Origin of the sequence: Streptomyces zhihengii (assembly GCF_016919245.1) — a bacterium.
Classification (GTDB): domain Bacteria; phylum Actinomycetota; class Actinomycetes; order Streptomycetales; family Streptomycetaceae; genus Streptomyces; species Streptomyces zhihengii.
This window is the reverse complement of the sequence record NZ_JAFEJA010000001.1, coordinates 2,787,716-2,813,610: the sequence shown is the minus strand read 5'-3', so window position 1 is coordinate 2,813,610 and position 25,895 is coordinate 2,787,716. Positions and strand designations below refer to the sequence as shown.

Genomic DNA, 25,895 nt, shown 5'->3' with positions numbered 1-25,895 from the left:
CCGCGGTGAGTGCTGAACAGACCACGCTCGCCTTTGACTGGAGCTGCCGCATCCTGGCCGACAACGGCTGTGGCTTTCCGGCGCCGGGCCTGCACTCCTTCCTCTTCAAGCCGATCTTCACCGTCGGCGGCTTCGAGTTCAACAAGGTGATGCTGCTCGCGCTCATCACCACGCTCGTCGTCGTCACGTTCTTCACGATGGCTTTCGGGAAGGCCAAGGTCGTCCCGGGCAAGCTCCAGATGATCGGTGAGGCGGGCTACGACTTCGTCCGCCGCGGCATCGTCTACGAGACGCTCGGCAAGCGGGAGGGCGAGAAGTACGTCCCGCTGATGGTCTCGATCTTCTTCTTCGTCTGGATCATGAACATCTGGTCCGTGATCCCGCTGGCGCAGTTCCCGGTCTCGTCGATCATCGCCTACCCCGCGGTCCTGGCGCTGATCGTCTACGTGATCTGGGTGTCGCTGACCTTCAAGCGCCACGGTTTCGTGGGCGGTTGGAAGAACATCACCGGCTACGACCCGTCGCTCGGCCCGATCAAGTGGCTCGTGTCGTTCATCGAGTTCTTCTCGAACCTGCTGGTGCGGCCGTTCACGCACGCCGTGCGACTCTTCGCCAACATGTTCGCCGGTCACCTGATGCTGGTGATGTTCACCGTCGCCTCCTGGTACCTGCTGAACAGCTACATGATCCCGGCCGCGGGCGTCTCGTTCGTGATGACCATGGCCATGATCGTCTTCGAACTCTTCGTGCAGGCCGTCCAGGCGTACGTCTTCGTCCTCCTGGCCTGCACCTACATCCAGGGCGCTCTCGCCGAGCACCACTGAGACACCTGACGCCCGCACCCACCCCCAATCGTCCGGTGGCCAACCACCACCGGTCCGGTAAATGAAAAGGAAGAATCAGCATGGCTGCCACTGAGACCCTTGCCCAGGTCACCGGTTCGCTCGGCTCCATCGGCTACGGCCTCGCCGCGATCGGCCCCGGCATCGGCGTCGGCATCGTCTTCGGCAACGGCACCCAGGCTCTGGCCCGTCAGCCCGAGGCCGCCGGCCTGATCCGTGCCAACCAGATCCTGGGCTTCGCCTTCTGTGAGGCGCTCGCCCTGATCGGCATCGTTATGCCGTTCGTGTTCGGTCAGTAATCACCTCACTGACGACACTTTTCGACGAAAGGCACTGATGTGATCGCCAACATCGTTCAGCTGGCGGCCGGGGAGGAGCAGAACCCGCTTCTGCCCCCGGGCCCCGAGCTGCTCGTCGGCACGATCGCCTTCGCCATCGTCTTCTTCTTCTTCGCGAAGAAGCTCCTTCCGAACATCAACCGTGTTCTTGAGGAGCGTCGCGAGGCCATCGAAGGCGGCATGGAGAAGGCCGATGCGGCCAAGATCGAGGCCGAAAGCGTCCTGGAGCAGTACAAGGCCCAGCTCGCCGAGGCCCGCCACGAGGCCGCCCGCCTGCGCCAGGAGGCGACCGAGCAGGGCACCGCGATCATCGCCGAGATGAAGGCGGAAGGCCAGCGGCAGCGTGAGGAGATCATCGCGGCCGGCCACGCCCAGATCGCGGCCGACCGCAAGGCCGCTGCCGCCGCGCTGCGCCAGGACGTGGGCAAGCTCGCCACCGACCTGGCCGGCAAGCTCGTCGGTGAGTCCCTCGAGGACAGCGCCCGCCAGAGCCGCACCATCGACCGCTTCCTCGACGAGCTCGAGGCGAAGGCCGAGGTCGCGCGATGAACGGAGCCAGCCGCGAGGCGCTGGCCGCCGCGCACGAGTCCCTCGACGCGCTGACCGACTCCACGTCGGCCGACGCGGCGAAGCTCGCCGGCGAGCTGGCCGCCGTCACCGCGCTGCTCGACCGTGAGGTGTCGCTGCGTCGGGTCCTCACCGACCCGGCGCAGTCCGGCGAGGCCAAGGCCGAGCTGGCCGGGCGTGTGCTCGACGGACAGATCGGCGGGCAGACCGTCGACCTGATCAAGGGCATGGTCCGCGCGCGCTGGTCGCAGTCGCGCGACCTGGTCGACTCGCTGGAGGAGCTGGCGGCCACCGCCGACCTCACCTCCGCGCAGAAGACCGGGCGTCTGGACAACGTCGAGGACGAGCTGTTCCGCTTCGGGCGGATCCTCGCCACCAGCCCCGAGCTCCGCTCGGCGCTGACCGACCGTGCCGCCACGGCGGCCGCCAAGGGCGAGCTGCTCGGCTCCCTGCTCGGCGGCAAGGCCGAGAAGGTCACCGAGCGTCTGATCGTCGGTCTCGTCACGCACCCGCGGGGACGTAGCCTGGAAGCGGGACTCGACTCCCTTTCCAAGCTCGCCGCGGAGCGCCGGGACCGGATGGTCGCCGTCGTGACCTCCGCGGTGCCGCTCACCGAGGCGCAGAAGCAGCGTCTCGGCGCGGGTCTGGCACGGATCTACGGCCGCGAGATGCACCTGAACCTCGAGGTGGACCCCGAGGTTCTCGGCGGCATCTCGGTCCGGGTCGGCGACGAGCTGATCAACGGCACCGTCCAGGAGCGCATCGACGAGGCCAAGCGTCGGATCGCCGGCTGACGCGTCAGCCACGCACAACAGAATTGGCAAGACCAGCGGCCCGGTTGGGCCGTGCAGAGATTGCAGAAGATTCCTGGGGGTCGGCCCCCAGACCCCCAAAGAAACTTCGGGCCCAACAAGGAGAGCAGGGAACCCAGATGGCGGAGCTCACGATCCGGCCGGAGGAGATCCGGGACGCGCTGGAGAACTTTGTCCAGACGTACCAGCCGGACGCGGCCTCGCGCGAGGAGGTCGGTACGGTCAGCCTTGCCGGCGACGGCATCGCGAAGGTCGAGGGTCTTCCCTCGGCCATGGCAAACGAGCTGCTGAAGTTCGAGGACGGCACCCTCGGTCTCGCCCTCAACCTCGAGGAGCGCGAGATCGGCGCGATCGTCCTCGGTGAGTTCAGCGGCATCGAGGAGGGCCAGTCGGTCACCCGCACCGGCGAGGTCCTGTCCGTCGCCGTCGGCGAGGGCTACCTCGGCCGCGTTGTCGACCCGCTCGGCAACCCGATCGACGGTCTCGGCGAGATCGAGACGTCCGGCCGCCGCGCCCTCGAGCTGCAGGCCCCCACGGTCATGCAGCGCAAGTCGGTGCACGAGCCGATGGAGACCGGCTACAAGGCCGTCGACGCGATGACCCCGATCGGCCGTGGCCAGCGTCAGCTGATCATCGGCGACCGCCAGACGGGCAAGACCGCCCTGGCCGTCGACACGATCATCAACCAGCGCGACAACTGGCGCTCGGGCGACGTGAACAAGCAGGTCCGCTGCATCTACGTCGCCATCGGCCAGAAGGGCTCCACCATCGCGTCCGTTCGCGGCGCGCTGGAGGAGGCCGGTGCCCTGGAGTACACGACGATCGTCGCCGCTCCGGCGTCCGACCCGGCCGGCTTCAAGTACCTCGCCCCCTACACCGGCTCGGCCATCGGCCAGCAGTGGATGTACGAGGGCAAGCACGTCCTGATCATCTTCGACGACCTGTCGAAGCAGGCCGACGCCTACCGCGCCGTGTCGCTGCTGCTGCGCCGCCCGCCGGGCCGTGAGGCCTACCCGGGTGACGTCTTCTACCTGCACTCGCGTCTGCTGGAGCGCTGCGCCAAGCTCTCCGACGAGATGGGCGCCGGTTCGATGACCGGTCTTCCGATCGTCGAGACCAAGGCGAACGACGTGTCGGCGTTCATCCCGACCAACGTCATCTCCATCACCGACGGCCAGTGCTTCCTGGAGTCCGACCTGTTCAACGCCGGCCAGCGTCCGGCCCTGAACGTCGGTATCTCGGTCTCCCGTGTCGGTGGCTCCGCCCAGCACAAGGCCATGAAGCAGGTCTCCGGCCGTCTCCGTGTCGACCTCGCCCAGTTCCGTGAGCTGGAGGCGTTCGCCGCCTTCGGTTCCGACCTGGACGCGGCCTCGAAGGCGTCGCTGGAGCGCGGCAAGCGCATGGTCGAGCTGCTGAAGCAGGCCCAGTACCAGCCGATGTCCACCGAGAACCAGGTCGTCTCCGTCTGGGCCGGCACCACCGGCAAGATGGACGAGGTCCCGGTCCAGGACATCCGCCGCTTCGAGCGGGAGCTGCTGGACTACCTGCACCGCGAGGAGGGCGGCCTCATGTCGTCCATCCGCGAGGGCGGGAAGATGTCGGACGACACCCTGACCAAGGTCGCGGACTCCATCGCGGCGTTCAAGAAGCAGTTCGAGACGCACGACGGCAAGCTGCTCGGCGAGGACGCTCCGGCGACCGTCAACGTCTCGAAGTGACGTAAGGAAGGGACCTGACTCATGGGAGCGCAGCTCCGGGTCTACAAGCGTCGCATCCGGTCCGTCACCGCGACGAAGAAGATCACCAAGGCGATGGAGATGATCGCCGCCTCGCGCATCGTCAAGGCGCAGCGCAAGGTGGCGGCCTCCACGCCGTACGCGACCGAGCTCACCCGCGCGGTCACGGCGGTGGCGACCGGGTCGAACACGAAGCACCCTCTGACCACGGAGGCCGAGACCCCGGCCCGCGCCGCGGTGCTGCTCGTCACGAGCGACCGCGGTCTGGCCGGCGGCTACTCCTCCAACGCCATCAAGGCGGCGGACCGTCTCATCGAGCGGCTGCGCGGCGAGGGCAAGGAGGTCGACTCCTACATCGTCGGCCGCAAGGGTGTCGCGTACTACGGCTTCCGTGAGCGCAAGGTCACGGAGTCGTGGACCGGGTTCACGGACAGCCCGGAATACTCGGACGCCAAGAAGGTGGCCGCCCCGCTCATCGAGGCCGTCCAGAAGGACACCGCGGAGGGTGGCGTCGACGAGCTGCACATCGTCTTCACGGAATTCGTGTCGATGATGACGCAGAACCCCGTCGACGACCGGATGCTGCCGCTCAGCCTCGAGAAGGCGGAGGAGACGCAGGGGAAGAACGAGATTCTTCCGCTGTTCGACTTCGAGCCGTCGGCGGAGGACGTCCTCGACGCCCTTCTGCCGCGCTACGTCGAGAGCCGTGTCTACAACGCACTGCTGCAGGCCGCGGCTTCCGAGCACGCGGCCCGTCGCCGGGCGATGAAGTCGGCCACCGACAACGCGGGCGAGCTGATCAACACGCTCTCCCGACTTGCCAACGCGGCCCGCCAGGCCGAAATCACCCAGGAAATCAGCGAGATCGTCGGTGGCTCCGCAGCCCTGGCCGACGCGACCGCGGGGAGTGACAAGTAATGACGACCTCTGTTGAGACGGCTGCTGCCACGGGCCGCGTCGCCCGGGTCATCGGCCCGGTCGTCGACGTGGAGTTCCCCGTCGACGCGATGCCCGACATCTACAACGCCCTTCACGTCGAGGTCGCCGACCCCGCCGAGGAAGGCGCCAAGAAGACGCTGACCCTCGAGGTGGCGCAGCACCTCGGTGACGGCATCGTCCGCACCATCTCGATGCAGCCCACCGACGGCCTGGTCCGCCAGGCCACGGTGACCGACACGGGCGTGGGCATCAGCGTCCCGGTCGGCGACTTCACCAAGGGCAAGGTGTTCAACACCCTCGGTGAGGTGCTGAACCACCCCGAGGAGAACGCCAACGTCGGTGAGCGCTGGCCGATCCACCGCAAGGCCCCGGCCTTCGACCAGCTCGAGTCCAAGACCGAGATGTTCGAGACCGGCCTGAAGGTCGTCGACCTTCTCACCCCGTACGTCAAGGGTGGAAAGATCGGTCTGTTCGGTGGTGCCGGTGTCGGCAAGACCGTGCTGATCCAGGAAATGATCATGCGTGTCGCCAACCTCCACGAGGGCGTCTCCGTCTTCGCGGGTGTCGGTGAGCGTACGCGTGAGGGCAACGACCTGATCGCGGAGATGGAGGAGTCCGGCGTTCTCGACAAGACCGCGCTGGTCTTCGGTCAGATGGACGAGCCCCCGGGCACCCGTCTGCGCGTCGCCCTGGCCGGTCTGACCATGGCGGAGTACTTCCGCGATGTGCAGAAGCAGGACGTGCTCTTCTTCATCGACAACATCTTCCGGTTCACCCAGGCCGGTTCCGAGGTGTCCACCCTGCTCGGCCGTATGCCGTCCGCGGTGGGTTACCAGCCGAACCTCGCCGACGAGATGGGTCTGCTCCAGGAGCGCATCACCTCGACGCGTGGTCACTCGATCACCTCGATGCAGGCGATCTACGTCCCCGCGGACGACCTGACCGACCCGGCGCCGGCCACCACGTTCGCCCACCTCGACGCGACGACGGTGCTCTCCCGTCCGATCTCGGAGAAGGGCATCTACCCCGCGGTGGACCCGCTGGACTCCACGTCCCGCATCCTGGACCCGCGCTACATCGCGCAGGACCACTACGACACCGCGATGCGCGTCAAGGGGATCCTCCAGAAGTACAAGGACCTCCAGGACATCATCGCGATCCTCGGTATCGACGAGCTGGGCGAGGAGGACAAGCTGGTCGTCCACCGTGCCCGTCGTGTCGAGCGCTTCCTGTCCCAGAACACCCACGCGGCGAAGCAGTTCACCGGCGTGGACGGTTCGGACGTGCCGCTCGACGAGTCGATCTCCGCGTTCAACGCGATCTGCGACGGTGAGTACGACCACTTCCCCGAGCAGGCGTTCTTCATGTGCGGTGGCATCGAGGACCTCAAGAGCAACGCCAAGGAACTCGGCGTCTCCTGAGTCGTCGACTCGCTGAAGGGGGCGGGCACGTCCCGCCCCCTTCGTCGCGCCCGCAGCCCGGTCTCCGGGAGTGCGCGGGAGCACCCGGCCCGAGGGCCGGACGGGACCGGGGCACTTCGGTGCTCCGGGCCCTACTAGACTGATGACCCAACACCCGGCACGACCGCCGGGTGGTGACCCGAGGAGCCAACCTTGGCTGCTGAGCTGCACGTCGAGCTGGTCGCCGCGGACCGCAGTGTCTGGTCCGGCGAGGCCACCCTGGTGGTCGCGCGCACCGCGTCCGGCGACATCGGCGTCATGCCCGGTCACCAGCCGCTGCTGGGTGTGCTGGAATCGGGCCCGGTGACCATTCGTACGACTGAGGGATCGACCGTCGTGGCCGCCGTTCACGGTGGCTTCATCTCCTTCGCCGACAACAAGCTGTCTCTGCTCGCGGAGATCGCCGAGCTGGCGGACGAGATCGACGTCAAGCGCGCCGAGCGCGCGCTGGAGCGCGCGAAGTCCGACACGGACGGCGCCGCCGAGCGCCGCGCCGACGTCAGGCTGCGTGCGGTGGCGGCCGGCTAGGTCCTCACCCAGGACCTGGCGACACCGCCGATCAGGTTTTTCCCTCAGCCGCGGCCGTTCCGGAGCCCCTCCGGAGCGTGCCGCGGCTGAGGCGATGCAGGTGCACGTGGTATTCGGTTAACGGGACGATGCGAGGAGGTCGGTGGAGATGTTCCTCGCTCTTCTTGTGAGCGGCCTGGTCGTCCTACTGGTGGTGGTCGCGCTCTTGGTGTTCGGCCTGCGCAGGCGGCTGATCCAGCGCTCCGGCGGCACCTTCGACTGCAGCCTGCGCTGGAACGTCCCGGAGAAGGGCGACCCGTCCAGCAAGGGCTGGGTCTACGGGGTGGCCCGCTACAACGGCGACCGCATCGAGTGGTTCCGTGTCTTCTCCTACGCGCCCCGTCCCCGCCGCACCCTGGAGCGTTCCGCGATCGAGGTGCTGGCGCGCCGGATCCCGGACAGCGAGGAGGAGCTGGCCCTGCTGTCCGACTCCGTGGTCCTCGGCGCCCTGCACCGCGGCACCCGCCTGGAGCTCGCGATGAGCGAGGACGCCCTGACCGGCTTCCTCGCCTGGCTGGAGGCGGCCCCGCCCGGCCAGCGGGTCAACGTGGCCTGAGCCGGTCCGCCGGGTGCCGGCCCGGCGGGGCGTGGACGGGATGTTTCGCCGGGCGCCGGCCCGGCGCGATGTGAACCGGATGCGAGGAAGCCCGGGCGGGGAGATCCCCGCCCGGGCTTCTTTCGTGTGTACGGCCGTGTTATCCGAGGCCGCTGTTGATCGCGCTCACCAGCTCACCGTTGCTGGTGTCGCCGCTGAACTCCCAGAAGAACGCTCCGCCGAGACTCTGGTTCTTCGCCCAGGTCATCTTGGAGCCGATGGTGGCCGGGGTGTCGTAGCTCCACCAGTTGGTGCCGCAGTGCGCGTAGGCGGTGCCCGCGACGGTGCCGGTGGCGGGGCAGCTGTTCTTGAGGACCTTGTAGTCCTCGATGCCCTGCTCGTAGGTGCCGGGCGCCGGGCCGGTCGCGGTGCCGCCGGGCGCGGCCTGGGTCACGCCCGTCCAGCCGCGGCCGTAGAAGCCGATGCCGAGCAGCAGCTTCTTCGCCGGCACGCCCTTGGCCTTGAACTTGGCGATCGCGTCGGCGGAGTTGAAGCCCGCCTGCGGGATGCCCGCGTACGAGTTCAGCGGCGAGTGCGGGGCGGTGGGACCCTGCGCCGCCCAGGCGCCGAAGAAGTCGTACGTCATCACGTTGTACCAGTCGATGTACTGGGCGGCGCCGCCGTAGTCGGCCGCGTCGATCTTGCCGCCGCTGGAGCCGTCGGCCGTGGTGGCCGCCGTGACCAGGTTGTTGGCGCCGAACTTGGCGCGCATGGCCTGCATCATGTTCTTGATCGAAGCCGGACCGCTGGTGTCGCAGGTCAGGCCACAGGCGTTCGGGTACTCCCAGTCCAGGTCGATGCCGTCGAAGACGTCGGCCCAGCGCGGGTCCTCGACCAGGTCGTAGCAGGACTGGGCGAAGGCGGTCGGGTTCTGCACCGCCTGGCCGAAGCCGCCGGACCAGGTCCAGCCGCCGAAGGACCAGAGGATCTTGATGTGCGGGTACTTGGCCTTCAGCTTGCGGAGCTGGTTGAAGTTGCCGCGCAGCGGCTGGTCCCAGGTGTCCGCGACGCCGTCGACGGACTGGTCGGCGGTGTACGCCTTCTCGTAGTCCGCGTAGCCGTCGCCGATCGTGCACTTGCCGCCCTGGACGTTGCCGAAGGCGTAGTTGATGTGCGTGATCTTCGCGGCCGAGCCGGAGGTCACCAGGTTCTTGACGTGGTAGTTGCGCCCGTAGACGCCCCAGTTGGTGAAGTAGCCCAGCTTGACCTTGTCGCCGGTCGGGGGCTCGCCGCCGCCACCGCCGGTGGTGCGCACCGAGACCGAGGCGCTGACCGGACCGGTCTGGTCGGCGGTGTCGCGGGCCTGGACGGCGTAGGAGTAGTCCGTGCCGGCGGTCAGCCCGCTGTCGTTCCAGGTGGTGCCGGTGACCGTGGCGACCTTCGTCCCGTCGCGCAGCACGTCGTAGTTCTTGACGCCCTTGTCGTCGGTGGCCGCGCCCCAGGCCAGCCGCACGGAGGTGTCGGTGACGTTGGAGGTGGTCAGGGCGCCGGGGGCGGAGGGCGGGGTGTCGCCGGGTACGGAACCGCCGTCGCAGGAGGCGCCGTTGAGCTTGCATCCGCTGGGGGAGCCGGTGCCGGATCCGTTGAATCCGAAGGAGACGGAGGCGCCGGGGGAGAGGGTGCCGTTCCAGCCGACGTTCTTGGCGGTCCAGTGGTCACCGGAGTTGGTGACGGTGGCGTCCCACGCGGAGGTCACCCGGGTGCCGGCGGGGAAGTCCCACTCGACCGTCCAGGAGCTGATGGTCGTGGTGCCGGTGTTCTTCACCGTCCACTTGCCCTCGAAGCCGGATCCCCAGTCGGAGGACTTCGTGTAGGTGGCGGTGGCGGAGGTGGCCGCCTCGGCGGGGGAGGCGAGACCGACCATGGCGGCGAGGGGGAGCAGCAGTGCGGTGAGTCCCGCGGTCGCCCGTGATCTGAGGCGCCGTCTCGCGTGGGGGATGTCTGTGGCCTGAGTGCTCAAGGAAGCTCCTCGAGTCGTGTGCGGACAGTTCGGGGTTGGTCCGTGCACACCGCTGCGTGGCTCACCGCAGCGTGCTCGGCGAGAGTAGGGTGGTCTGGACCAATCGTCAATAGGTCCAGACCAACGTCGGAGCGGTCCGCCCGGCGTCCCTCAGATCCCCAACTCCTGCGCCAGTACGGCCGCTTGCACCCGGCTGCGCAGCTCCAGTTTCCCCAGCAGCCGACTGACGTGCGTCTTCACCGTCGCCTCCGCCATCGCCAGGTGCTCCGCGATCTCCGCGTTCGACATCCCCCGCCCCAGACACGACAGCACCTCGCGCTCGCGGCGCGTCAGCACGTCGGCGACCGACGGATCGGGGCGCTCCTGTGCCGGGCGTCCGCCCCGGGGCGCGGCGAACTCCGCGATCAGGCGCCGCGTGACGGCCGGCGCGATCATCCCCTCGCCGCGTGCCACCGTGCGCACCGCGTCGATGAGCGCGGCCGCTTCGGTGTTCTTCAGCAGAAAGCCCGCGGCGCCCGCGCGCAGCGCCCCGAAGACATAGGCGTCGAGGTCGAACGTCGTCAGCACCAGGACGTCCGCCAGCCCCCGGGAGACCACCTCGCGGGTCGCCGACACCCCGTCCAGCTTGGGCATCTGGACGTCCATCAGCACCAGGTCCGGCCGCAGTTCGGCGGCCAGCCGGACCGCCTCCTCGCCGTCCGGCGCCTCGCCCACCACCTCGATGTCCGGTGCGCTGCGCAGGATCAGGACCAGTCCGGCGCGCACCGCGCTCTGGTCCTCCGCGACCAGCACCCTCACCCGTCGCCCTGGTACGGGCCCGGTGGCGGCCGCCGTGTCCGTCATGCCGAGAACTCCTTGTCGTCGACGAGCAGGGGCAGGGTCGCCCGGACGATCCAGACCGGGTGCGGGCCGCCCTCGGTCCCCTCCGCCGGGCCGGCCTCGAAGCTGCCGCCCAGCAGGGCCACCCGCTCCTCCATGCCGACGAGCCCGGCCCCGGAGCCGGGGGCGCGCGGCCCGGGACGCCGCCCGAAGGGGCTGCGCACACCGACGGAGAGCACCTGCTCCGCGTCGTCCAGCTCCACCGTCACCCGTACCTCGCCCGCCTCCGCGTGCTTGAGGGCGTTGGTCAGGGACTCCTGCACGATCCGGTAGGCGGCCAGTTCCACCGGCGCGGGCAGGGCGCCCGCGCCGTCGCGCGCGTCGTGCAGTGTGAAGCGGAGTCCGCTGGGCGCGCCGTTCGCCCGCGCCTGTGCCACCAGTGCCTCCAGGCCGGCGAGGGTCGGCGCCGCCGCCGGTTCCGTGTCACCGCCCGCGCTGTCCCGCAGCAGGCCGATCAGCCGGCGCATCTCGTCCAGTCCCGCGACGCTGTTCTCCCGGATCACCCCGAGCGCCTGCCGGGTGGTCGCCTCGTCGTCCAGCGACAGCGCCGCGGTGGAGTGGATGGCGATCGCCGACAGATGGTTCGCCACCATGTCGTGGAGCTCGCGGGCCATCCGGGCCCGCTCGGCGACCACCGCCTGCGCGCGGTCCATCTCCGCGAGCAGGGCGGTCTGCTCGGCCCGCAGCCGTGCGGCGTCCGCGGCCTCCCGGTGGTTGCGCACGATGGCGCCGGTGGTGGCGGGACCGAAGGTGACGAGACCCGTGATGACGCCGATCAGCAGCGCGCCGGGGTTGCGCAGCCAGGCCAGGAAGCCGATGGTCACCGCGATGGTGAGCATGCCCGTGATCACCGGGATGCGGCGGGCCGCACCGGGTGAGCCGTAGAGCACCGCCGCGTAGGAGAGGTCGGCGAACATCATCACGGTGGCCAGGCTGCCCGGGGTGAACAGATCGCAGACCATCACCGCCGTCCCCGCCAGCAGGGCGGTCCGCGGCATGCTGCGGCGCAGCAGTTCCAGGGCGGCCATGGCGGTCAGCGGCAGCAGCGTCACCCAGCCGGGCAGCGGGGCCTGATAGCCGTTGGTGTGGAGGTCGAACGACCAGAGCACCAGACCGCCGAGCAGGCCGGTGACCGCGATGAGGACGTCGTCGCGGTGGGGGCGGGGCAGGGTCACGGATCCATCAAACACGCCCCGGGCACCCGTGTGCCTCGCCGCGCGGTCCGAGATGCGGCTACATCGAAAGATGCAGTCGCCTTTCGTCACTCGCGACGACGACCCCGCGGCCCCGGGCCGCCAGTCTGGAACCGTACGAGAGGAGAGCCGCCGTGATCGTCACACTGATCATCGTCTGCGAGATCGGGTTCTGGGTGCTGCTGGCCGCCGGGCTCGCCGTCCGCTACCTGCTGAGGAGGCCCCGGGCCGGAGCCGCGCTGCTGCTGTGCGAGCCGCTGCTGGAGGTGCTGCTGCTCGTGGTCACGGCGATCGACCTGAAGAACGGGGCCGACCCGAGCTGGAAGCACGGTCTGGCCGCGCTGTACATCGGCTACACCGTCGGCCACGGGCACCGGACCGTGAAGTGGCTCGACGGCCACGCCGCCCACCGCTTCGGCGGCGCGCCGCCGCCCCCGAAGCCGCCCCGCTACGGCATGGCCCGCGCCCGGCACGAGGGCCGTGTCTGGCTCGGCACGGTGACCGCCGCCGCCGTCGCCAGCGGCCTGCTGCTGGCCGCCATGTGGTACGTGGGCGATCCGTCGCGCACCGGCTCCCTGGAGAGCTGGATGTACACCGCCTGGCGGGTGGCCGGCATCCACGGGCTGATCGCCCTCACCTACGCGGTGTGGCCGAAGAAGGACCCCGGCACCGGCGAGAAGTCCGACCGGGAGCCGGTCCGCGTCGACCGCTGAGCACCGCGCACGACCCGAAGCACGACGGGACCTGCCGGTCCCGGAGCCGCCGAACGGCCCCGGGACCGGTTCTCAGCGTTCGCCGCCGGGCACCCACAGCACGTCGCCGACCTCCTTGTTGGCCGTCCTGGCGAGGATGAACAGCAGGTCGGAGAGGCGGTTGAGATACGTCGCGGTCAGCGCGTTCATCGTCTCGCCGTGCACCTCCAGCGCCGCCCAGGTCGACCGCTCGGCCCTGCGGACCACCGTGCACGCCTGGTGCAGCAGGGCCGCGCCCGCCGTTCCGCCGGGCAGGATGAAGCTCCGCAGCTTCTCCAGCTCCTCCAGGAACCGGTCGCAGTCGGCCTCCAGCTTGTCGACGTAGGACTGCTCGACCCGCAGCGGCGGGTACTTCGGGTCGGGGACGACCGGGGTCGACAGGTCGGCGCCGACGTCGAACAGGTCGTTCTGCACCCGGACGAGGACCTTCACGACCTCCTCGTCCAGCCCTCCGAGGGCGATCGCCGTACCGATCACGGCGTTGGCCTCGTTGGCGTCGGCGTACGCCGAGATACGCAGATCGGTCTTGGCGGTGCGGCTCATGTCGCCCAGGGCGGTGGTGCCCTGGTCGCCGGTGCGGGTGTAGATGCGCGTCAGATTGACCATGCGGCCAGCGTAGTTACGCTCCGGCCCCGCGGAACACCCGTGTGCCGACCGTCACGGACACCGCGGCCAGCGCGAGCGCCGTGAGCACGCCGTACGCCATCGCGGATCCGGCGTAGTCGCCGACGTACGCGGCGCGCACCGCGTCGACCAGGTAGCGGAACGGCATGAAGTGCGACAGCACGTCCAGCCAGGCCGGCGCCAGCGCCATCGGCAGCATCAGCCCGGACAGCAGCATCGACGGCATGCTGACCGCGTTCACCACCGGGCCGAACTCCTGCGGGGTGCCGACCGTCATCGCGAGCGCGTATGACAGGGCCGCGAGCGAGACCGTCAGCAGCGCGACGAAGGCGAAGCCGATCAGGATGCCGCCGAGCGGCGCCCGCAGCCCCATCGCCAGGGCCGCGAGCACCAGCAGCACGGCCTGGAAGACGAACAGCGCGGCGTCCCGCAGCACCCGGCCCAGCAGCAGCGCGAGCCGGCTCACGGGGGTCACCCGCATCCGCTCGACGACCCCCGTCTGCTTGTCGATCAGCACCGCGAACCCGGCGAACGAGGCGCCGAAGAGGCCCAGCTGGAGCAGGAGTCCGGGTACGAGCACCTGCCACGAGTCGCCCTCGGACCCGAGCGGCAGATCGGACAGCAGCGGCCCGAAGAAGAGCAGGTACAGCAGCGGCATCAGGACACCGAAGAGGATCTGGAACCGCGAGCCGAGGGTCTGGCGGGCGTACCGCCCGAAGATCAGCGCGGTGTCGGAGAGGAGTTCCGGCATGTCGGGGGCCGTGGGCCTTTCGTGGGGATCGGGGTGGATCGGCGAACGGGGTCCGGTGCCGTGGATCGCACGGCGGAGCCGTGCCGGCCGGGGCGAGGCGCGGCACCGGGGCACGCGAGCCCGCCGGGATCCGACCGGGAGGGCCTAGACCGCGATCGGTGAGGCGTCCCGTGGCGCGGCACTGCGCCCGGTGATGGCGAGGAAGGTCTCCTGGAGACCCGCTTCGGGGGAGCCCCCGTACCGCGACCTGAGGTCGGCCGGGGTGCCCTCGGCGGCGACGACGCCCCGGTCGACGACGACCAGGCGGTCGGCGAGGGCGTCGGCCTCGTCGAGGTAGTGCGTGGTCAGGAAGACGGTGGTGCCCCGCTCGTCGCGGATGCGGCGCACCAGCTCCCACAGGTCCGCCCGGCTCGCCGGGTCCAGACCGGTGGTCGGCTCGTCGAGGAAGAGGACCTCCGGCCGGTGGGTGAGGGCCATGGCGATGTCGAGTCTGCGCCGCTGCCCGCCGGAGAGCGCGGCGCACTTGCGGTCCATCAGCTCCGTCAGGCCGAGCTCCTCGGCGAGTTCGCCGGCGCGGGTGGCGGCCGCGGTCGCCGTCAGCCGGTACAGCCGCCCCTGGGTGACCAGCTCCTCCCGGACCGGGACGGTCGGGTCGACGCCGCCGGACTGGGCGACGTAGCCGATGCGCCGGCGGACGCCTCCCGGGTCGCGTACCAGGTCGTGTCCGGCGACGGTGGCGGCGCCGCCGGTGGGCGGGAGCAGTGTGGTGAGCATGCGCAGGGTGGTGGTCTTGCCGGCGCCGTTGGGGCCGAGGAAGCCGAGGATCTCGCCCGGCCGGACGGTGAGGTCGATGCCGCGCACGGCTTCCACGGTCCCGCCGCGGGTGCGGAAGGTCCGGGCGAGCCCGGCGGTGCTGATGATTGCCATGGCTCCAGAAAAACAGAGTCACTTAAATTTTGCAACGACTCCAAAGTTTGGGCGGGTGCACCGAAGCTAGGATCGGGGCATGGTGGAAGGGCTCAGGGAACGCAAGAAGCGGCAGACCAGGCAGCACATCTCCGACGTGGCCACCGGGCTCTTCGTGGAGCGCGGATTCGGTGCGGTGACGATCGCCGAGATCGCCGAGGCCGCCGACGTCTCGGTCAACACCGTCTACAACTACTTCCCGGTCAAGGAGGACCTCTTCCTCGACCGCGGCGCCGACGTCACCGACCGGCTCTCCCGGTGGGTGCGCGGCCGCCGGCCGGGCGAGTCGGCCGCCGCCGCCGTGCTGCGTGAGCTGCGCGCGGCCGTCGAGGGGATGTCCCCGGCCGTCGGGCTCTTCGAGGGCTACGCCGACTTCATGAAGGTCATCGTCGAGGCGGACACCCTGCGCTCGCGGCTGTGGGCGATCCAGCAGGAGAGCCTGCTCGACCTGGTGGGCACGATGCGCACGGAGGGCGGCGCCGCCGAGGGGGACATGCTGCCGGATCTGGTCGCGGGTCAACTCGCGTGGCTCCACGGGACGCTGATGGGGTGGATCGGCGCGGAGATGGTCAAGCGGCGCAAACCGGACCAGGTGTCCCGTGAAGCTCTGGTCCTCCTCGACGAGATGGAGGAACTGCTGGGCGAGAAGGTGCTCGGCTACGCCGTCCGTGGCGGCTGACCGCCCGGCCGGAGTGTGATGTCCGCCATGTGGGACGTGACGCGCGTCTCTTGGCGGTCACAGCGCCCCTCACGGGCGCTAACCTCCGGCAGAGAGCGCACATGTAAACAGTCGTTAAGGGGTGCAGCAGTGGCCAGGAAGCTCGCCGTCATCGGGTCCGGACTCATGGGGTCCGGCATCGCACAGGTCTCGGCCCAGGCCGGCTGGGACGTCGTGCTGCGCGATGTGACCGACGAGGCGCTGGCCCGGGGCCGCGACGGCATCAAGGCGTCGTACGACCGGTTCGTCGCCAAGGGCAAGCTCGAAGCGGCCGACGCCGAGGCCGCGTTGGCCCGCATCACCACCACGACCGACCTCGACGCCGTGGCCGACGCCGACATCGTCGTCGAGGCCGTCTTCGAGAAGCTCGAGGTCAAGCACGAGATCTTCCGGACGCTCGACAAGCTCGTCCGGCCGGACGCCGTCCTCGCCTCCAACACCTCCGCCATCCCGATCACCAAGATCGCGGCCGTGACGGAGCGGCCGGAGCGGGTCGTCGGCACCCACTTCTTCTCGCCGGTACCGATGATGCAGCTCTGCGAACTGGTGCGCGGCTACAAGACGAGCGACGAAACCCTCGCCACCGCGCGGGAGTTCGTTGAATCCGTCGGCAAGACCTGCATCGTCGTCAACCGCGACGTCGCCGGCTTCGTCACCACCCGTCTGATCTCGGCCCTCGTCGTCGAGGCGGCGAAGCTGTACGAATCGGGCGTGGCCACCGCCGAGGACATCGACATCGCCTGCAAGCTCGGCTTCGGGCACGCCATGGGACCGCTGGCCACGGCCGACCTGACCGGCGTCGACATCCTGCTGCACGCCACGAGCAACATCTACACGGAGTCGCAGGACGAGAAGTTCGCGCCGCCGGAGCTGATGCGCCGGATGGTGGACGCCGGTGACATCGGCCGCAAGAGCGGGCAGGGCTTCTACAAGCACTGACGCTATCGACCGATTCGTTATCGCCCGTGGGGGTGAATTCGGTATCGGTTCGCTTACAAGCAGCAACCCCACCGCATGTACGGCAGTCAGTTGTTGCGAGACGGGGAATCGACGGACACGGGGCAGACCACACTTTCTCTCGGGGAGCGCATATGCACATCAGGGGCGACCACGCCGAGCTGGTCGTCGGGGGCCGCCTCGACGTCCGCAGCGCGGCGGACGCCCGTACGGTCCTGCACTCGGCCGTCGACGACGGCGTCGGCGACCTGGTGCTCGACCTGACGCACCTCGACTCCTGGGACGCCACCGGGCTCGGGGTCATCATGGGCGCGCACCGGCGGGCCGGCCGCTGCGGCCGCCGCCTGGTGCTGCGCGGGGTGCCGCCGCAGATGCAGCGGCTGCTCGTCGCCACCAGGCTGCACCGCATCCTGGCGATCGAGGGCGGCATCGCGGCGGAATCGCTTCCGCGCGTCTGACACCCCGCGCCGCCGCCCCGCGGGGGAGCCGGCGGGCGGACGCCCCGGCCGCCCACCCGGCGGCGCGGCGCGGACCGGGCCGGACCGGCGGGACAGAGCGGCCCATCCGGCCGCCATGGGACCTTCGCGGTACGAGCGGCACCACGGGTGCGAACGGTACGAGGCGTGCAAACCTCCCGAGACCATGACGTCCCAGGCTGTGCGGGAACCCGCTGTTCCGCGATCCCCGCACAGCGTCTAGGGTTCGATCGCCCGCCCCTGTGAAGGACTTGTCAGGCGGGCACCGGACCGAAGCGACGGCGCGCGTGCCCAGCGGCCGGAGGGCGACGAGCACGCGGCTCCGGCCCCAGGATTCGAGCGATCCTGGCGGAGCGAGGCCGGGGAACCGCATCTGGGGGCTTTCACCATGGACAACGACAGCTTCGGCGACCTGGCCGGACACGGGCGGCCGCCGCGCGACGCCATCAAGCAGGCCGTGCCGTCGGCTCCCGCGCCGGTGCGCACGGTCGAGCTCGTCACCGGCGACTTCCTGCTGACCGTCAACCCCGTCGACGGCAGCGAGATCGAGCTCTGCCCGCCCGTGCGGACGCCCGCCCGGCCCGTCCGGCACACCGCCGCCGAGCGTGCCGAGGTGACGCGCGCCGCCCTGCCGCCCGTCCCGGCCGGCCCCGCCGCGCCGCGGCTGCCGCTGCTGGAGCGCGACGAGCCGCGGGAGCGTCTCGTCCGGCTGCTCGGCCAGGGACGTTCCGTCCGCCTCACGGGCGCCGCCGGATCCGGGCGCACCGTCCTCCTCGACGCCGTCGCCGAGGAGTGCGCCGCCGTCGCCCCCGACGGCGTCGTCCGGCTCAACGGACTCCACCGCACGCCCGGCGAACTCCTCCAGGAGCTGTTCGCCGCCGTCTACTCCGCCCCCGGACAGCGCCCCGACCGCAACGCCCTCGCCGGCTTCGTCCGCGACATCGGGGCCGTCGTCGTCCTCGACGACCTGGAGTTCGGCGGCGCCGCCCTCGACGAACTGCTCGACGCCGCCCCCGAGTGCGCCTTCCTGCTCGCCGCCACCCCCGAGGTGGCCGCGCCCTCCGCCGACTCGCCCCTCGAAGAGGTCTTCCTCGGCGGCCTCGGCCGGGCCACCGCGCTGGACCTGCTGCGCCAGGTCGTCGGACGGGTGCTGACCGAGGAGGAGGCCAACTGGGCCGGCGACCTCTGGTTCGAGTCCGAGGGGCTGCCGCTGCGCTTCGTCCAGGCCGGCGCGCTGCTGCGCCAGTGCGACGACCTGCGCGGCGACCCGGAGGCGTTCGAGGAGTTCGCGCCGTTCGACGCCGTGCAGGGCAGGGACGTCCCGCTGCCGTCGCTGGGGGAGGGGGCGGCGCCCGCGCCGCTGCTCGCCTCCCGGCTGACCGAGTCCGCCCGCGCCACCCTGCGCCTCGCCGTCGCGCTCGGCGGCGAGGTGCCGCACCAGGCCCATCTGCCCGCCCTCATCGGCGACACCCACGCGGACGCGGCGGTCGGCGAGCTCATGTCCTGCGGCCTGCTCTCGCCCGCCGGCCCGCGCTACCGCCTCGCCGCCGGAGTGCTCGCCCAGCTCCGGGAGAAGGGCTACGACGAGGGCGCCGAGGGCCACGCCCGCACGGTGGCCCAGCACTACACCTGGTGGGCCGGCCACCCCTCGGTGACGCCGGAGCGGGCGGCCTCCGAGGCCGACGCGCTGCTGGCGTCGCTCGCCGCCCTGGTGCCCGCCGGCGACGCCGGGTACGCCGGCACGGCCGTGCTGCTCGCCCGCAGCGCCGCCCCCGCCTTCGCCGCCGGACGGCACTGGGGCGCCTGGGAGCGGACCCTGCGGGTCGGCTCCCAGGCCGCCAGGATCGCCGGCGAGGTCGCCGAAGACGCCTACTTCCACCACGAGTTGGGCGTCCTCGCGCTGTGCACGGGCAACCTGGACAGGGCCAGGGCGGAGCTGGAGGCCTCCATAGCCATGCGCGGGGCCCTCGCCGACAGGAACGGCACGGTCGCGGGGCGCCGGACGCTGGCGCTCGTCGAGGACCGTACGCAGGGACTCGCGCCGAACCCCGAGACACCGACCCCGCGCCCGGAGGGGCCGCACTCGCCGCCCCGCGGCGTCCCGCTCGCCCTGCCGTCCGCCGGTGCCGCGACCGCCCGGCTGCCGCTGACCGGGGCCGAGGACGCCTCCCCGGCGACCCGGGCGCTCCCCCGTCCCGCGCAGGACCGGTCGCCCGTCCGGCGCCTCGGCGTCCTCGTCGGCGCCCGGCGCAACCTGGTCGCCGTCGGCACCGGCGCCGTCCTGGCGGTCGTCCTCGGCACGGTCGTCACCCTGGGGGCGACCTCGGGGACGGAGGAACCGCCCGCGGAGGGCGTCAGGAACGGCCAGCAGACCGACGGCGGCGCGGACGACGACTGGGGCACGGACGAGCCCGTCCCGGCCGACGAGCCCTCCGGCACCTCGGACGGGAAGACCACCGCGAAGCCCTCGCCCTCGGCGTCGGGCGCCACGGGCGCGCCGTCCGGGGGCCCGACCTCCGCGGAGCCCACGCCCTCCACGGGCTCGCCCCGCCCGGGCAGCCCGACGCAGACGTCCCGGCCGCCCACCTCGAAGCCCACGCCGAGGCCCACCCCCTCGGGGACCCCGACGACGCAGTCGCCGTCCCCGTCGGCGAGCAACCCCACGCTGCCGCCGTCGCCGAGCCCCTCCAACAGCGAGAGCTCCGCCGAGGGCTCGCCGTCCTCCCCGCTCCAGCCGTCCTGAACGCACACGACCGCGCGGCCGGTGACGGCCGCGCGGTCGTGTGCGTGTCCTCCGCGCCGTGCGCGGTGCCTCCCCGAGGTCAGAACAGGCGGAGCTTGTCGTCCTCGATGCCGCGCAGGGCGTCGTAGTCGAGCACCACACAGCCGATGCCGCGGTCCGTGGCCAGCACGCGCGCCTGCGGCTTGATCTCCTGGGCCGCGAAGACGCCCTTGACCGGCGCCAGATGCGGGTCGCGGTTGAGCAGGTCCAGATAGCGGGTGAGCTGCTCGACGCCGTCGATCTCGCCCCGGCGCTTGATCTCGACCGCCACCGTCGCGCCGTCGGCGTCCCGGCACAGGATGTCCACCGGGCCGATGGCCGTGGGGTACTCGCGGCGGATCAGGCTGTATCCGGCGCCGAGTGTCTCGATCCGGTCGGCCAGCAGCTCCTGGAGGTGCGCTTCCACGCCGTCCTTGATGAGGCCGGGGTCCACGCCGAGTTCGTGGGAGGAGTCGTGGAGGACTTCTTCCATCGTGATGATCAGTTTCTCGCCCGCTTTGTTCACGACGGTCCACACGTCGTCGTCGCCCACCTTCAACGTGCAGGGCGGCGACATCCAGTTCAGTGGTTTGTACGCCCTGTCGTCGGCGTGGATGGACACACTGCCGTCGGCCTTGACCAGGATCAATCGGGGGGCGGACGGCAGATGGGCGGTGAGCCGGCCCGCGTAGTCCACGGAGCAGCGGGCGATGACGAGACGCATGGTCGGCAACGCTACTCGACTGCCGCCCCCGTGCGCGATTCGCCCCGGAAGCCCCCTTCTTATTTGGCCGGTTGTGTTCCCAATCTCCTGGTGCGACCAAGACAGCGCACTTACCGTGTAAGCGGGAGGTCGCCGGTCGTGCACGCTGCGTCGTCTTACGTTATTCGTATGCCGTCGTTTCGCCCGCTTTCTCCCTCCATGCCCGTAAGACCCCTCTTCGGGGTCGCGAGAGGAGAACCCATGTCGCTCGACGTCTCACCGGCTCTGTTGGAACAGGCCGAGCGAGGCGAGGTCGACGAAGCAGCCTTCGTCGACTGCGTCCGGACCTCCCTGCCCTTCGCATGGGAGATGATCAGTTCTCTGGTGGCTCAGCTGAAGGTGGACGGCGGGGACTTCGCCGACAACCAGACGCCGCCGCCCAACGAGCAGGCACGTGGTCAGCTGCTGCGCGCGCTCGCGAGTGACGCCATTCGCGGGGCGCTCCAGCGGCACTTCGGTGTGCGTCTGGCCTTCCAGAACTGCCACCGTGTCGCGGTGTTCCCGCTGGACTCCTCGGCGGACGAGCGGCTCGCCCGCTTCACCTCCGTACGGGGACAGCTTCTCAACCAGTCCCCTCAACTGCGCGACTGCTGAGCCGCGCCGCCGCTCCCGCATCGTGGGAAGGATGCCGGAGCGGTGGTGGGGCCCGGTGACATCTCGTACGGCTCCCGGCCGGGACGACGGGCCCGGCCGGGCGCGCACCACGGCGTCCGGCTCAGACGAGCCGGGGCAGCACCTCGGTCCCCAGGCGCCGTACGTTCTCCTCGGTGGCCGCGAGGTCGCCGGACCCCTCCGCGAGGAGGGCGAAGCGGGTGATGCCGGTGCGCTCCGCCGTCGCGGCCAGCCGGTCCGCCGCGAGCCGCGGGGGCCCCACCGGGTGCAGCGAGCAGAGCATCTCCGTGTAGGCGACGGGGTCGCGCATCGCGCGGTGCCGGCCGTCCACGGTGACATGGGCGTCGAGCCCCTGCTTCAGCCAGCCCGGCATCGCCTTGACCAGCGTCTCCCGCGCCTCGGACGCGCCGTCGGCGATCTGGACCACGCCGGCCGACACATGGCCCGCCGCGGCGACCTCCTCCGGCGTGCGGCCCGCCGCGAGCGCGTGGTCGCGCCACAGGCCGACCATCCGGGCCTTCTCCTCGTCCGGGCAGTGCATGCCCAGCAGCATCGGCAGCCCCCGCTCCGCGGCGAGCTTCACGCTCTTCGGGGAGGTGCAGGCGACGACCACCTCGGGTCCGCCGTCCGGGCCGTCGATCCGCTCGGCGGGACGCGGGACGACCGCGACCTCCCGGAAGGCGTACCGCTCGCCGTCCGCGCCGACACGCGCTTCGCGCAGCCAGCGCAGCAGCAGATCGAGCGATTCCGGGAACCCGTGTTCGTACGCCGGGAGTCCGGAGCCGAAGACCTCCAGATCGACCCAGGGGCCACCGCGCCCCACACCGAGGGTGAACCTGCCGCCCGAGGTCAGATGGAGCAGCGCGGTCTGCTCGCCGAGTGCCACCGGGTGCGCGGTCGGCAGCACGCTCACCGCCGTGCCCACGCGGATCCGGCGGGTGCGGCCGAGCAGCAGTGCCGCGAGCGTCACGGCGGACGGGCAGACCCCGTACGGTACGAAGTGGTGTTCCGCCAGCCAGACGGAGTCCAGCCCGGACTCCTCGGCCACCTCGGCCGACCGCACCGCGCGGTGCAGTGTCTCCCCCTGTCCCTGGCCGGGGAACTGGGCCGCCAGTACGAAAGTGCCAACGCGCATCGCCAATTGCCTCCTTGCGGCCGACGCGTCTCCCCCTCACGGGCATCAACGCCTGACACGTGCCAAAGGCACGGCCCGGCGGGAAGTTGTTGCGATTTTCCGCTAACCGGAGCCGTCGCCCCGCCCGGCGGCGGCCGGGAGCCGACGGGTGCCCCGTACGCGGGCGCTTACGCTGGAAGCCGACTGCCAGCCCGACCACCCGTGAGGTGAACCGTGTCCCCGCGCCGCAACCGCCCCCGTGGCGGCGACAACCCGACCGACCGAGGCGACGAGAGCGGCGGTCGGTACGGCGGCTTCGGGCGCAGCGAGTCCTGGCAGGGCGAGGACTGGTCGGTGCGGCACGTCGCCGGAGCGAGCGCGGCGGGCAAGTCGTACCGCTGCCCCGGCTGCGACCAGGAGATCCCCTCCGGCGTCCCGCACGTGGTGGCCTGGCCCGAGCACGGCGGGGTGGACGACCGGCGTCACTGGCACAAGGCCTGCTGGAACGCGAAGGACCGCCGCACCACCAAGGTGCAGCGGTCCCGGAACGCGCCCCGGCACTGACCGCGCCGCGGGCCGTGCGGCGGTGTGCCGCGCGGCACGGACTCAGACGTCGCGGCTGCTCATCACCGCGAAGGCGCCGCCGAGCGAGGCCACGGCGAGGCCCGCCATGATGGCGACCGGCGTCCAGCCCAGCGGGCCCGACGAACCGCCCGACGCGGCCTCGCCGTAGATCCCGATGAGCTGACTCGGGATCGCGTACTCCAGCAGGAACTCCTGGAGGTCGGCGAGGTTCTCCGAGAACATGAACATCGCGGCGACCAGCGGCATCAGGATGACGCCGATCATGGTCGTGATCGCGCCCGCCGAGTGCCGGATCATGCCGCCCACGCCGAGCGAGACCAGACCGAGCGCCCCGACGAACAGACCGACGCCCACCGTGGCCCGCAGCCACTCGCCGCCCTTCGGCTCGGCGGCGTCCACGATCGCGTGCTGCATGACCGCGACGAGGGTGGCCACCACGGTGGTGAGCACGAAGACGATCACGAAGAAGACGACCGCCTTCGCCGCCAGCACCCGGCCCCGGCTGGGGCAGGCCGTCAGCGTCGTCCGGATCATGCCGGTGCCGTACTCCGAGGTGATGGTGAGCACGCCGAGGGTCACCACGCAGATCGAGCCGGGCAGCAGACCGAAGAAGCCCAGGGCGAGCGCGGACTCCTCGCCCATGCCGGCGGAGTCGCCCGCTGCGGAGATGAGCGCGGCGACACCGAGGCCGATGCCGACCATGAGCAGGATCATCACGCCCAGCGTCCACATGGTGGAGCGCACCGAACGGATCTTGGTCCACTCGGAGGTGAGCGCGTCGCCGAGGTGTGCGCCGCGGATCGGGATGGGCGAGGCGTACGCGGGAGCGCCCGGCTGGTGGTAGGAGGTGGTCATCGGGCGTCCTCGGGCTTGGTCAGGTCGGCGGGCGCGGCGGGCGGAGCCGCCGGGGGAGCGGCGGGCGGTGCGGCGGGAGCCTGCGGGGCGGGCTGTGCCGGAGCGCCCGGCGCGGGGGTCGCGTACGGGTTCTGGCCGGGCGCCGGCGGGGCGTACCAGCCCTGCTGGGGCACCTCGGGGATCTGCTGCGGCGGCACGTAGCCCATGGGCGGCTGCTGCATCAGCCCCGCCTTCTGGTCGTCGGTGGAGCGGTAGTCCACGGCGCCCTGCGTCATCCGCATGTACGCCTCCTCCAGCGACGCCTGGTGCGGCGACAGCTCCCACAGCCGCACACCGGCCTCGTGCGCCACGTCGCTGATGCGCGGCAGGGCGAGCCCCGTGACCCGCAGCGCCCCGTCGGGCTCGGGCATGACCTGGCCGCCGGCCTCGGTCAGCGCGGCGGACAGCTTCTCGCGCTGCTGCGGCTCCGGCTGCGGGGTGCGCACCCGGGCGAAGTCCGCCGAGTTGTGCGAGATGAAGTCCTTGACGCTCATGTCCGCCATGAGCTGGCCGCGGCCGATGACGATCAGATGGTCCGCCGTCAGGGCCATCTCGCTCATCAGGTGCGAGGAGACGAAGACGGTCCGGCCCTCGGCGGCGAGCTGCTTCATCAGGTTGCGCACCCAGAGGATGCCCTCGGGGTCGAGGCCGTTGACCGGCTCGTCGAAGAGCAGCACCTGCGGGTCGCCGAGCAGCGCCGCGGCGATGCCCAGGCGCTGGCCCATACCGAGCGAGAAGCCGCCGGAACGCCGCTTGGCGACGTCCTGGAGGCCGACGACCCCGAGCACCTCGTCGACGCGGCGCGCCGGGATGCCGGAGAGCTGCGCGAGCGACAGCAGGTGGTTGCGGGCGCTGCGTCCGCCGTGGACCGCCTTGGCGTCCAGCAGCGCGCCGACCTGCCGGGGGGCGTTGGGGAGCCGGCGGTACGGACGTCCGCTGATGGTGACCTGGCCCGAGGTCGGGGTGTCCAGGCCGAGGATCATCCGCATGGTCGTGGACTTGCCGGCGCCGTTGGGTCCGAGAAAGCCGGTCACGGCACCCGGCCGCACCTGGAAGGAAAGGTTGTACACGGCCGTCTTGGCGCCGTAGCGCTTCGTCAGGCCGACTGCCTCGATCATTTCTCCAGCCCCATCGACTGTCGGGTCGTCGGGGCCCTGGCCGTGCTGCCGTACGCCCCCGTAAGAGTTAGGAGGATATCCGGGCCTTGACGGTTCCGGCCAAGACCCGTCCCGGATCCCTCCCGCCCCGGGTGCCTCAGGCGTCGCGCTTCTTGAGGACCAGGTAGCCGCCGATCAGGGAGGCCGCCACCCACAGCAGCATGATGCCGAGCCCGCCCCAGGGGCCGTACGGCGCCGCGTCGCTGTTCAGGGCGTTCGGCACGACCTGCATGATCTTGGCGCCCGCCTGGTCGGGGAAGTAGCGCGCCACCTCCTTGGCGCCGGGGACGGCACCGAGGATCTGCGACACCAGGAAGAAGAACGGCATCAGGATGCCGAGCGACAGCATCGAGCTGCGCAGCATCGCCGCGACACCCATCGAGAAGACCGCGATCAGGCCCATGTACAGGCCGCCGCCGAACACCGCCCGCAGCACGTTCTCGTCACCGATGGTGGTGCGGTGCCCGCCCAGCAGCGCCTGGCCCACGAAGAAGGTCAGGAAGCTGGTGACCAGGCCGACCACCAGCGCCAGCAGTCCGGCCACCGCGATCTTGCTGAACAGGAAGGTGGCCCGCTGCGGCACGGCGGCGAGCGAGGTGCGGATCATGCCGGAGCTGTACTCGGTGCCGACGACCAGCACGCCGAAGACGACCATGGCGAGCTGGCCGAGGATCATCCCCGAGAAGCTGATCAGCGTCGGGTCGAAGGTGAGCCGCTCGGCCTCGTTGAGGTCGTCGAAGGTGGAGTTCATCAGGGCGCTCAGCGCCGCGCCCATGGCCAGCGTCACGGCGAACGCGCAGATCAGCGTCCAGGTCGTCGACGCGACGGTACGGATCTTCGTCCACTCGGACGTCAGGACGGCGGGTACGGATGCCAT

General features: G+C 70.9%; 27 protein-coding genes. 16 read left to right on the top strand and 11 right to left on the bottom strand.

Annotated elements, in window-relative coordinates; all coding sequences use genetic code 11:
* Positions 1-5: 5 nt before the first annotated feature.
* The 9 genes from atpB to JE024_RS11415 all read left to right on the top strand — a co-directional run bounded on the left by atpB (position 6) and on the right by JE024_RS11415 (position 7,817).
* The gene (atpB, locus tag JE024_RS11455) at positions 6-824 is read left to right on the top strand and encodes a F0F1 ATP synthase subunit A (RefSeq protein ID WP_484600522.1); all 819 of its coding nucleotides are present in this window, start codon (positions 6-8) and stop codon (positions 822-824) included.
* Positions 825-904: 80 nt separating this feature from the next.
* Positions 905-1,141 (top strand): ATP synthase F0 subunit C, encoded by a 237-nt coding sequence (gene atpE, locus JE024_RS11450; protein ID WP_147988146.1) that lies wholly within the window; start codon positions 905-907, stop codon positions 1,139-1,141.
* Between the two features lie 39 nt (positions 1,142-1,180).
* A complete protein-coding gene (locus JE024_RS11445) occupies positions 1,181-1,729 on the top strand; it encodes a F0F1 ATP synthase subunit B (RefSeq protein WP_147988147.1) in 549 nt (182 codons plus the stop codon).
* A complete protein-coding gene (locus JE024_RS11440) occupies positions 1,726-2,541 on the top strand; it encodes a F0F1 ATP synthase subunit delta (protein WP_205373484.1) in 816 nt (271 codons plus the stop codon). Before JE024_RS11445 ends, JE024_RS11440 begins: the two co-directional genes overlap by 4 nt.
* Positions 2,542-2,678: 137 nt before the next feature.
* Positions 2,679-4,277 carry a F0F1 ATP synthase subunit alpha gene (gene atpA, locus JE024_RS11435; RefSeq protein ID WP_205373483.1) on the top strand — a complete coding sequence of 533 codons (1,599 nt, stop codon included), beginning with the start codon at positions 2,679-2,681 and terminating at the stop codon, positions 4,275-4,277.
* 21 nt (positions 4,278-4,298) lie between these two features.
* On the top strand, positions 4,299-5,213 hold the full coding sequence (locus tag JE024_RS11430; protein ID WP_205373482.1) for a F0F1 ATP synthase subunit gamma: 915 nt from the start codon (positions 4,299-4,301) through the stop codon (positions 5,211-5,213).
* Positions 5,213-6,655 carry a F0F1 ATP synthase subunit beta gene (atpD, locus tag JE024_RS11425; RefSeq protein ID WP_205373481.1) on the top strand — a complete coding sequence of 481 codons (1,443 nt, stop codon included), beginning with the start codon at positions 5,213-5,215 and terminating at the stop codon, positions 6,653-6,655. The genes JE024_RS11430 and atpD overlap by 1 nt, the downstream gene beginning before the upstream one ends.
* A gap of 192 nt (positions 6,656-6,847) precedes the next feature.
* The gene (locus JE024_RS11420; protein WP_205373480.1) at positions 6,848-7,222 is read left to right on the top strand and encodes a F0F1 ATP synthase subunit epsilon; all 375 of its coding nucleotides are present in this window, start codon (positions 6,848-6,850) and stop codon (positions 7,220-7,222) included.
* Between the two features lie 148 nt (positions 7,223-7,370).
* Positions 7,371-7,817, top strand: coding sequence for a DUF2550 domain-containing protein (locus tag JE024_RS11415; RefSeq protein ID WP_205373479.1), 447 nt, complete (start codon positions 7,371-7,373; stop codon positions 7,815-7,817).
* 139 nt (positions 7,818-7,956) lie between these two features.
* Here JE024_RS11415 and JE024_RS11410 read toward each other — a convergent pair whose 3' ends face one another.
* The 3 genes from JE024_RS11410 to JE024_RS11400 form a co-directional block, all read right to left on the bottom strand.
* Entirely contained in the window at positions 7,957-9,816 is a 1,860-nt protein-coding gene (locus JE024_RS11410; protein WP_465270492.1) for a glycosyl hydrolase family 18 protein, read from the bottom strand.
* Between the two features lie 150 nt (positions 9,817-9,966).
* On the bottom strand, positions 9,967-10,659 hold the full coding sequence (locus tag JE024_RS11405; protein ID WP_205373478.1) for a response regulator: 693 nt from the start codon (positions 10,657-10,659) through the stop codon (positions 9,967-9,969).
* Positions 10,656-11,870: a sensor histidine kinase gene (locus JE024_RS11400; protein ID WP_205373477.1), complete on the bottom strand. Its 1,215-nt coding sequence runs from the start codon at positions 11,868-11,870 to the stop codon at positions 10,656-10,658. Before JE024_RS11400 ends, JE024_RS11405 begins: the two co-directional genes overlap by 4 nt.
* 152 nt (positions 11,871-12,022) lie before the next feature.
* Between JE024_RS11400 and JE024_RS11395 the strand changes: the two genes are divergently transcribed.
* Positions 12,023-12,601, top strand: a complete 579-nt coding sequence (locus JE024_RS11395; protein ID WP_205373476.1) for a hypothetical protein — start codon at positions 12,023-12,025, stop codon at positions 12,599-12,601.
* Between the two features lie 72 nt (positions 12,602-12,673).
* Here the strand turns inward: JE024_RS11395 and JE024_RS11390 are convergent, their stop codons facing one another.
* The 3 genes from JE024_RS11390 to JE024_RS11380 form a co-directional block, all read right to left on the bottom strand.
* Positions 12,674-13,246 carry a cob(I)yrinic acid a,c-diamide adenosyltransferase gene (locus tag JE024_RS11390; RefSeq protein WP_205373475.1) on the bottom strand — a complete coding sequence of 191 codons (573 nt, stop codon included), beginning with the start codon at positions 13,244-13,246 and terminating at the stop codon, positions 12,674-12,676.
* A 13-nt stretch (positions 13,247-13,259) separates the two neighbouring features.
* The gene (locus JE024_RS11385; protein ID WP_205373474.1) at positions 13,260-14,015 is read right to left on the bottom strand and encodes an ABC transporter permease; all 756 of its coding nucleotides are present in this window, start codon (positions 14,013-14,015) and stop codon (positions 13,260-13,262) included.
* 144 nt (positions 14,016-14,159) lie between these two features.
* The gene (locus JE024_RS11380) at positions 14,160-14,942 is read right to left on the bottom strand and encodes an ABC transporter ATP-binding protein (RefSeq protein ID WP_205373473.1); all 783 of its coding nucleotides are present in this window, start codon (positions 14,940-14,942) and stop codon (positions 14,160-14,162) included.
* A gap of 79 nt (positions 14,943-15,021) precedes the next feature.
* On the opposite strand from JE024_RS11380, the gene JE024_RS11375 reads away from it, so the two are divergent.
* From JE024_RS11375 to JE024_RS11360, 4 genes are all read left to right on the top strand, one after another.
* Complete coding sequence (locus JE024_RS11375) at positions 15,022-15,660, top strand: TetR/AcrR family transcriptional regulator (protein WP_205373472.1); 639 nt, start codon at positions 15,022-15,024, stop codon at positions 15,658-15,660.
* Between the two features lie 129 nt (positions 15,661-15,789).
* Positions 15,790-16,638, top strand: a complete 849-nt coding sequence (locus JE024_RS11370; RefSeq protein ID WP_205373471.1) for a 3-hydroxyacyl-CoA dehydrogenase family protein — start codon at positions 15,790-15,792, stop codon at positions 16,636-16,638.
* A gap of 152 nt (positions 16,639-16,790) precedes the next feature.
* Positions 16,791-17,114 (top strand): STAS domain-containing protein, encoded by a 324-nt coding sequence (locus tag JE024_RS11365; protein WP_147988162.1) that lies wholly within the window; start codon positions 16,791-16,793, stop codon positions 17,112-17,114.
* Between the two features lie 406 nt (positions 17,115-17,520).
* Positions 17,521-19,875, top strand: coding sequence for a chromosomal replication initiator protein DnaA (locus tag JE024_RS11360; protein WP_205373470.1), 2,355 nt, complete (start codon positions 17,521-17,523; stop codon positions 19,873-19,875).
* A gap of 79 nt (positions 19,876-19,954) precedes the next feature.
* Here JE024_RS11360 and nucS read toward each other — a convergent pair whose 3' ends face one another.
* Positions 19,955-20,617 (bottom strand): endonuclease NucS, encoded by a 663-nt coding sequence (nucS, locus tag JE024_RS11355; protein WP_205373469.1) that lies wholly within the window; start codon positions 20,615-20,617, stop codon positions 19,955-19,957.
* Positions 20,618-20,857: 240 nt separating this feature from the next.
* Between nucS and JE024_RS11350 the strand changes: the two genes are divergently transcribed.
* Positions 20,858-21,250 (top strand): SCO5389 family protein, encoded by a 393-nt coding sequence (locus JE024_RS11350; RefSeq protein WP_205373468.1) that lies wholly within the window; start codon positions 20,858-20,860, stop codon positions 21,248-21,250.
* A gap of 121 nt (positions 21,251-21,371) precedes the next feature.
* On the opposite strand, the gene JE024_RS11345 is transcribed toward JE024_RS11350, so the two are convergent.
* Complete coding sequence (locus JE024_RS11345; RefSeq protein ID WP_205373467.1) at positions 21,372-22,403, bottom strand: LLM class flavin-dependent oxidoreductase; 1,032 nt, start codon at positions 22,401-22,403, stop codon at positions 21,372-21,374.
* 213 nt (positions 22,404-22,616) lie between these two features.
* On the opposite strand from JE024_RS11345, the gene JE024_RS11340 reads away from it, so the two are divergent.
* Positions 22,617-22,946, top strand: coding sequence for an Rv1322 family protein (locus JE024_RS11340; RefSeq protein ID WP_205373466.1), 330 nt, complete (start codon positions 22,617-22,619; stop codon positions 22,944-22,946).
* A 42-nt stretch (positions 22,947-22,988) separates the two neighbouring features.
* Here the strand turns inward: JE024_RS11340 and JE024_RS11335 are convergent, their stop codons facing one another.
* The 3 genes from JE024_RS11335 to JE024_RS11325 form a co-directional block, all read right to left on the bottom strand.
* Complete coding sequence (locus tag JE024_RS11335; protein ID WP_205373465.1) at positions 22,989-23,822, bottom strand: ABC transporter permease; 834 nt, start codon at positions 23,820-23,822, stop codon at positions 22,989-22,991.
* Positions 23,819-24,979, bottom strand: coding sequence for an ABC transporter ATP-binding protein (locus tag JE024_RS11330; RefSeq protein WP_205373464.1), 1,161 nt, complete (start codon positions 24,977-24,979; stop codon positions 23,819-23,821). The genes JE024_RS11335 and JE024_RS11330 overlap by 4 nt, the downstream gene beginning before the upstream one ends.
* A gap of 136 nt (positions 24,980-25,115) precedes the next feature.
* Positions 25,116-25,895 carry an ABC transporter permease gene (locus JE024_RS11325; RefSeq protein ID WP_205373463.1) on the bottom strand — a complete coding sequence of 260 codons (780 nt, stop codon included), beginning with the start codon at positions 25,893-25,895 and terminating at the stop codon, positions 25,116-25,118.

Bases quoted from the DNA above. Each gene is read 5' to 3' on its own strand.
- atpE (WP_147988146.1), top strand. From the start codon at position 905: ATGGCTGCCACTGAGACCCTTGCCCAGGTCACCGGTTCGCTCGGCTCC.
- JE024_RS11440 (WP_205373484.1), top strand. From the start codon at position 1,726: ATGAACGGAGCCAGCCGCGAGGCGCTGGCCGCCGCGCACGAGTCCCTC.
- atpA (WP_205373483.1), top strand. From the start codon at position 2,679: ATGGCGGAGCTCACGATCCGGCCGGAGGAGATCCGGGACGCGCTGGAG.
- JE024_RS11430 (WP_205373482.1), top strand. From the start codon at position 4,299: ATGGGAGCGCAGCTCCGGGTCTACAAGCGTCGCATCCGGTCCGTCACC.
- atpD (WP_205373481.1), top strand. From the start codon at position 5,213: ATGACGACCTCTGTTGAGACGGCTGCTGCCACGGGCCGCGTCGCCCGG.
- JE024_RS11415 (WP_205373479.1), top strand. From the start codon at position 7,371: ATGTTCCTCGCTCTTCTTGTGAGCGGCCTGGTCGTCCTACTGGTGGTG.
- JE024_RS11405 (WP_205373478.1), bottom strand. From the start codon at position 10,659: ATGACGGACACGGCGGCCGCCACCGGGCCCGTACCAGGGCGACGGGTG.
- JE024_RS11390 (WP_205373475.1), bottom strand. From the start codon at position 13,246: ATGGTCAATCTGACGCGCATCTACACCCGCACCGGCGACCAGGGCACC.
- JE024_RS11385 (WP_205373474.1), bottom strand. From the start codon at position 14,015: ATGCCGGAACTCCTCTCCGACACCGCGCTGATCTTCGGGCGGTACGCC.
- JE024_RS11380 (WP_205373473.1), bottom strand. From the start codon at position 14,942: ATGGCAATCATCAGCACCGCCGGGCTCGCCCGGACCTTCCGCACCCGC.
- JE024_RS11375 (WP_205373472.1), top strand. From the start codon at position 15,022: ATGGTGGAAGGGCTCAGGGAACGCAAGAAGCGGCAGACCAGGCAGCAC.
- JE024_RS11365 (WP_147988162.1), top strand. From the start codon at position 16,791: ATGCACATCAGGGGCGACCACGCCGAGCTGGTCGTCGGGGGCCGCCTC.
- JE024_RS11360 (WP_205373470.1), top strand. From the start codon at position 17,521: ATGGACAACGACAGCTTCGGCGACCTGGCCGGACACGGGCGGCCGCCG.
- nucS (WP_205373469.1), bottom strand. From the start codon at position 20,617: ATGCGTCTCGTCATCGCCCGCTGCTCCGTGGACTACGCGGGCCGGCTC.
- JE024_RS11350 (WP_205373468.1), top strand. From the start codon at position 20,858: ATGTCGCTCGACGTCTCACCGGCTCTGTTGGAACAGGCCGAGCGAGGC.
- JE024_RS11345 (WP_205373467.1), bottom strand. From the start codon at position 22,403: ATGCGCGTTGGCACTTTCGTACTGGCGGCCCAGTTCCCCGGCCAGGGA.
- JE024_RS11335 (WP_205373465.1), bottom strand. From the start codon at position 23,822: ATGACCACCTCCTACCACCAGCCGGGCGCTCCCGCGTACGCCTCGCCC.
- JE024_RS11330 (WP_205373464.1), bottom strand. From the start codon at position 24,979: ATGATCGAGGCAGTCGGCCTGACGAAGCGCTACGGCGCCAAGACGGCC.
- JE024_RS11325 (WP_205373463.1), bottom strand. From the start codon at position 25,895: ATGGCATCCGTACCCGCCGTCCTGACGTCCGAGTGGACGAAGATCCGT.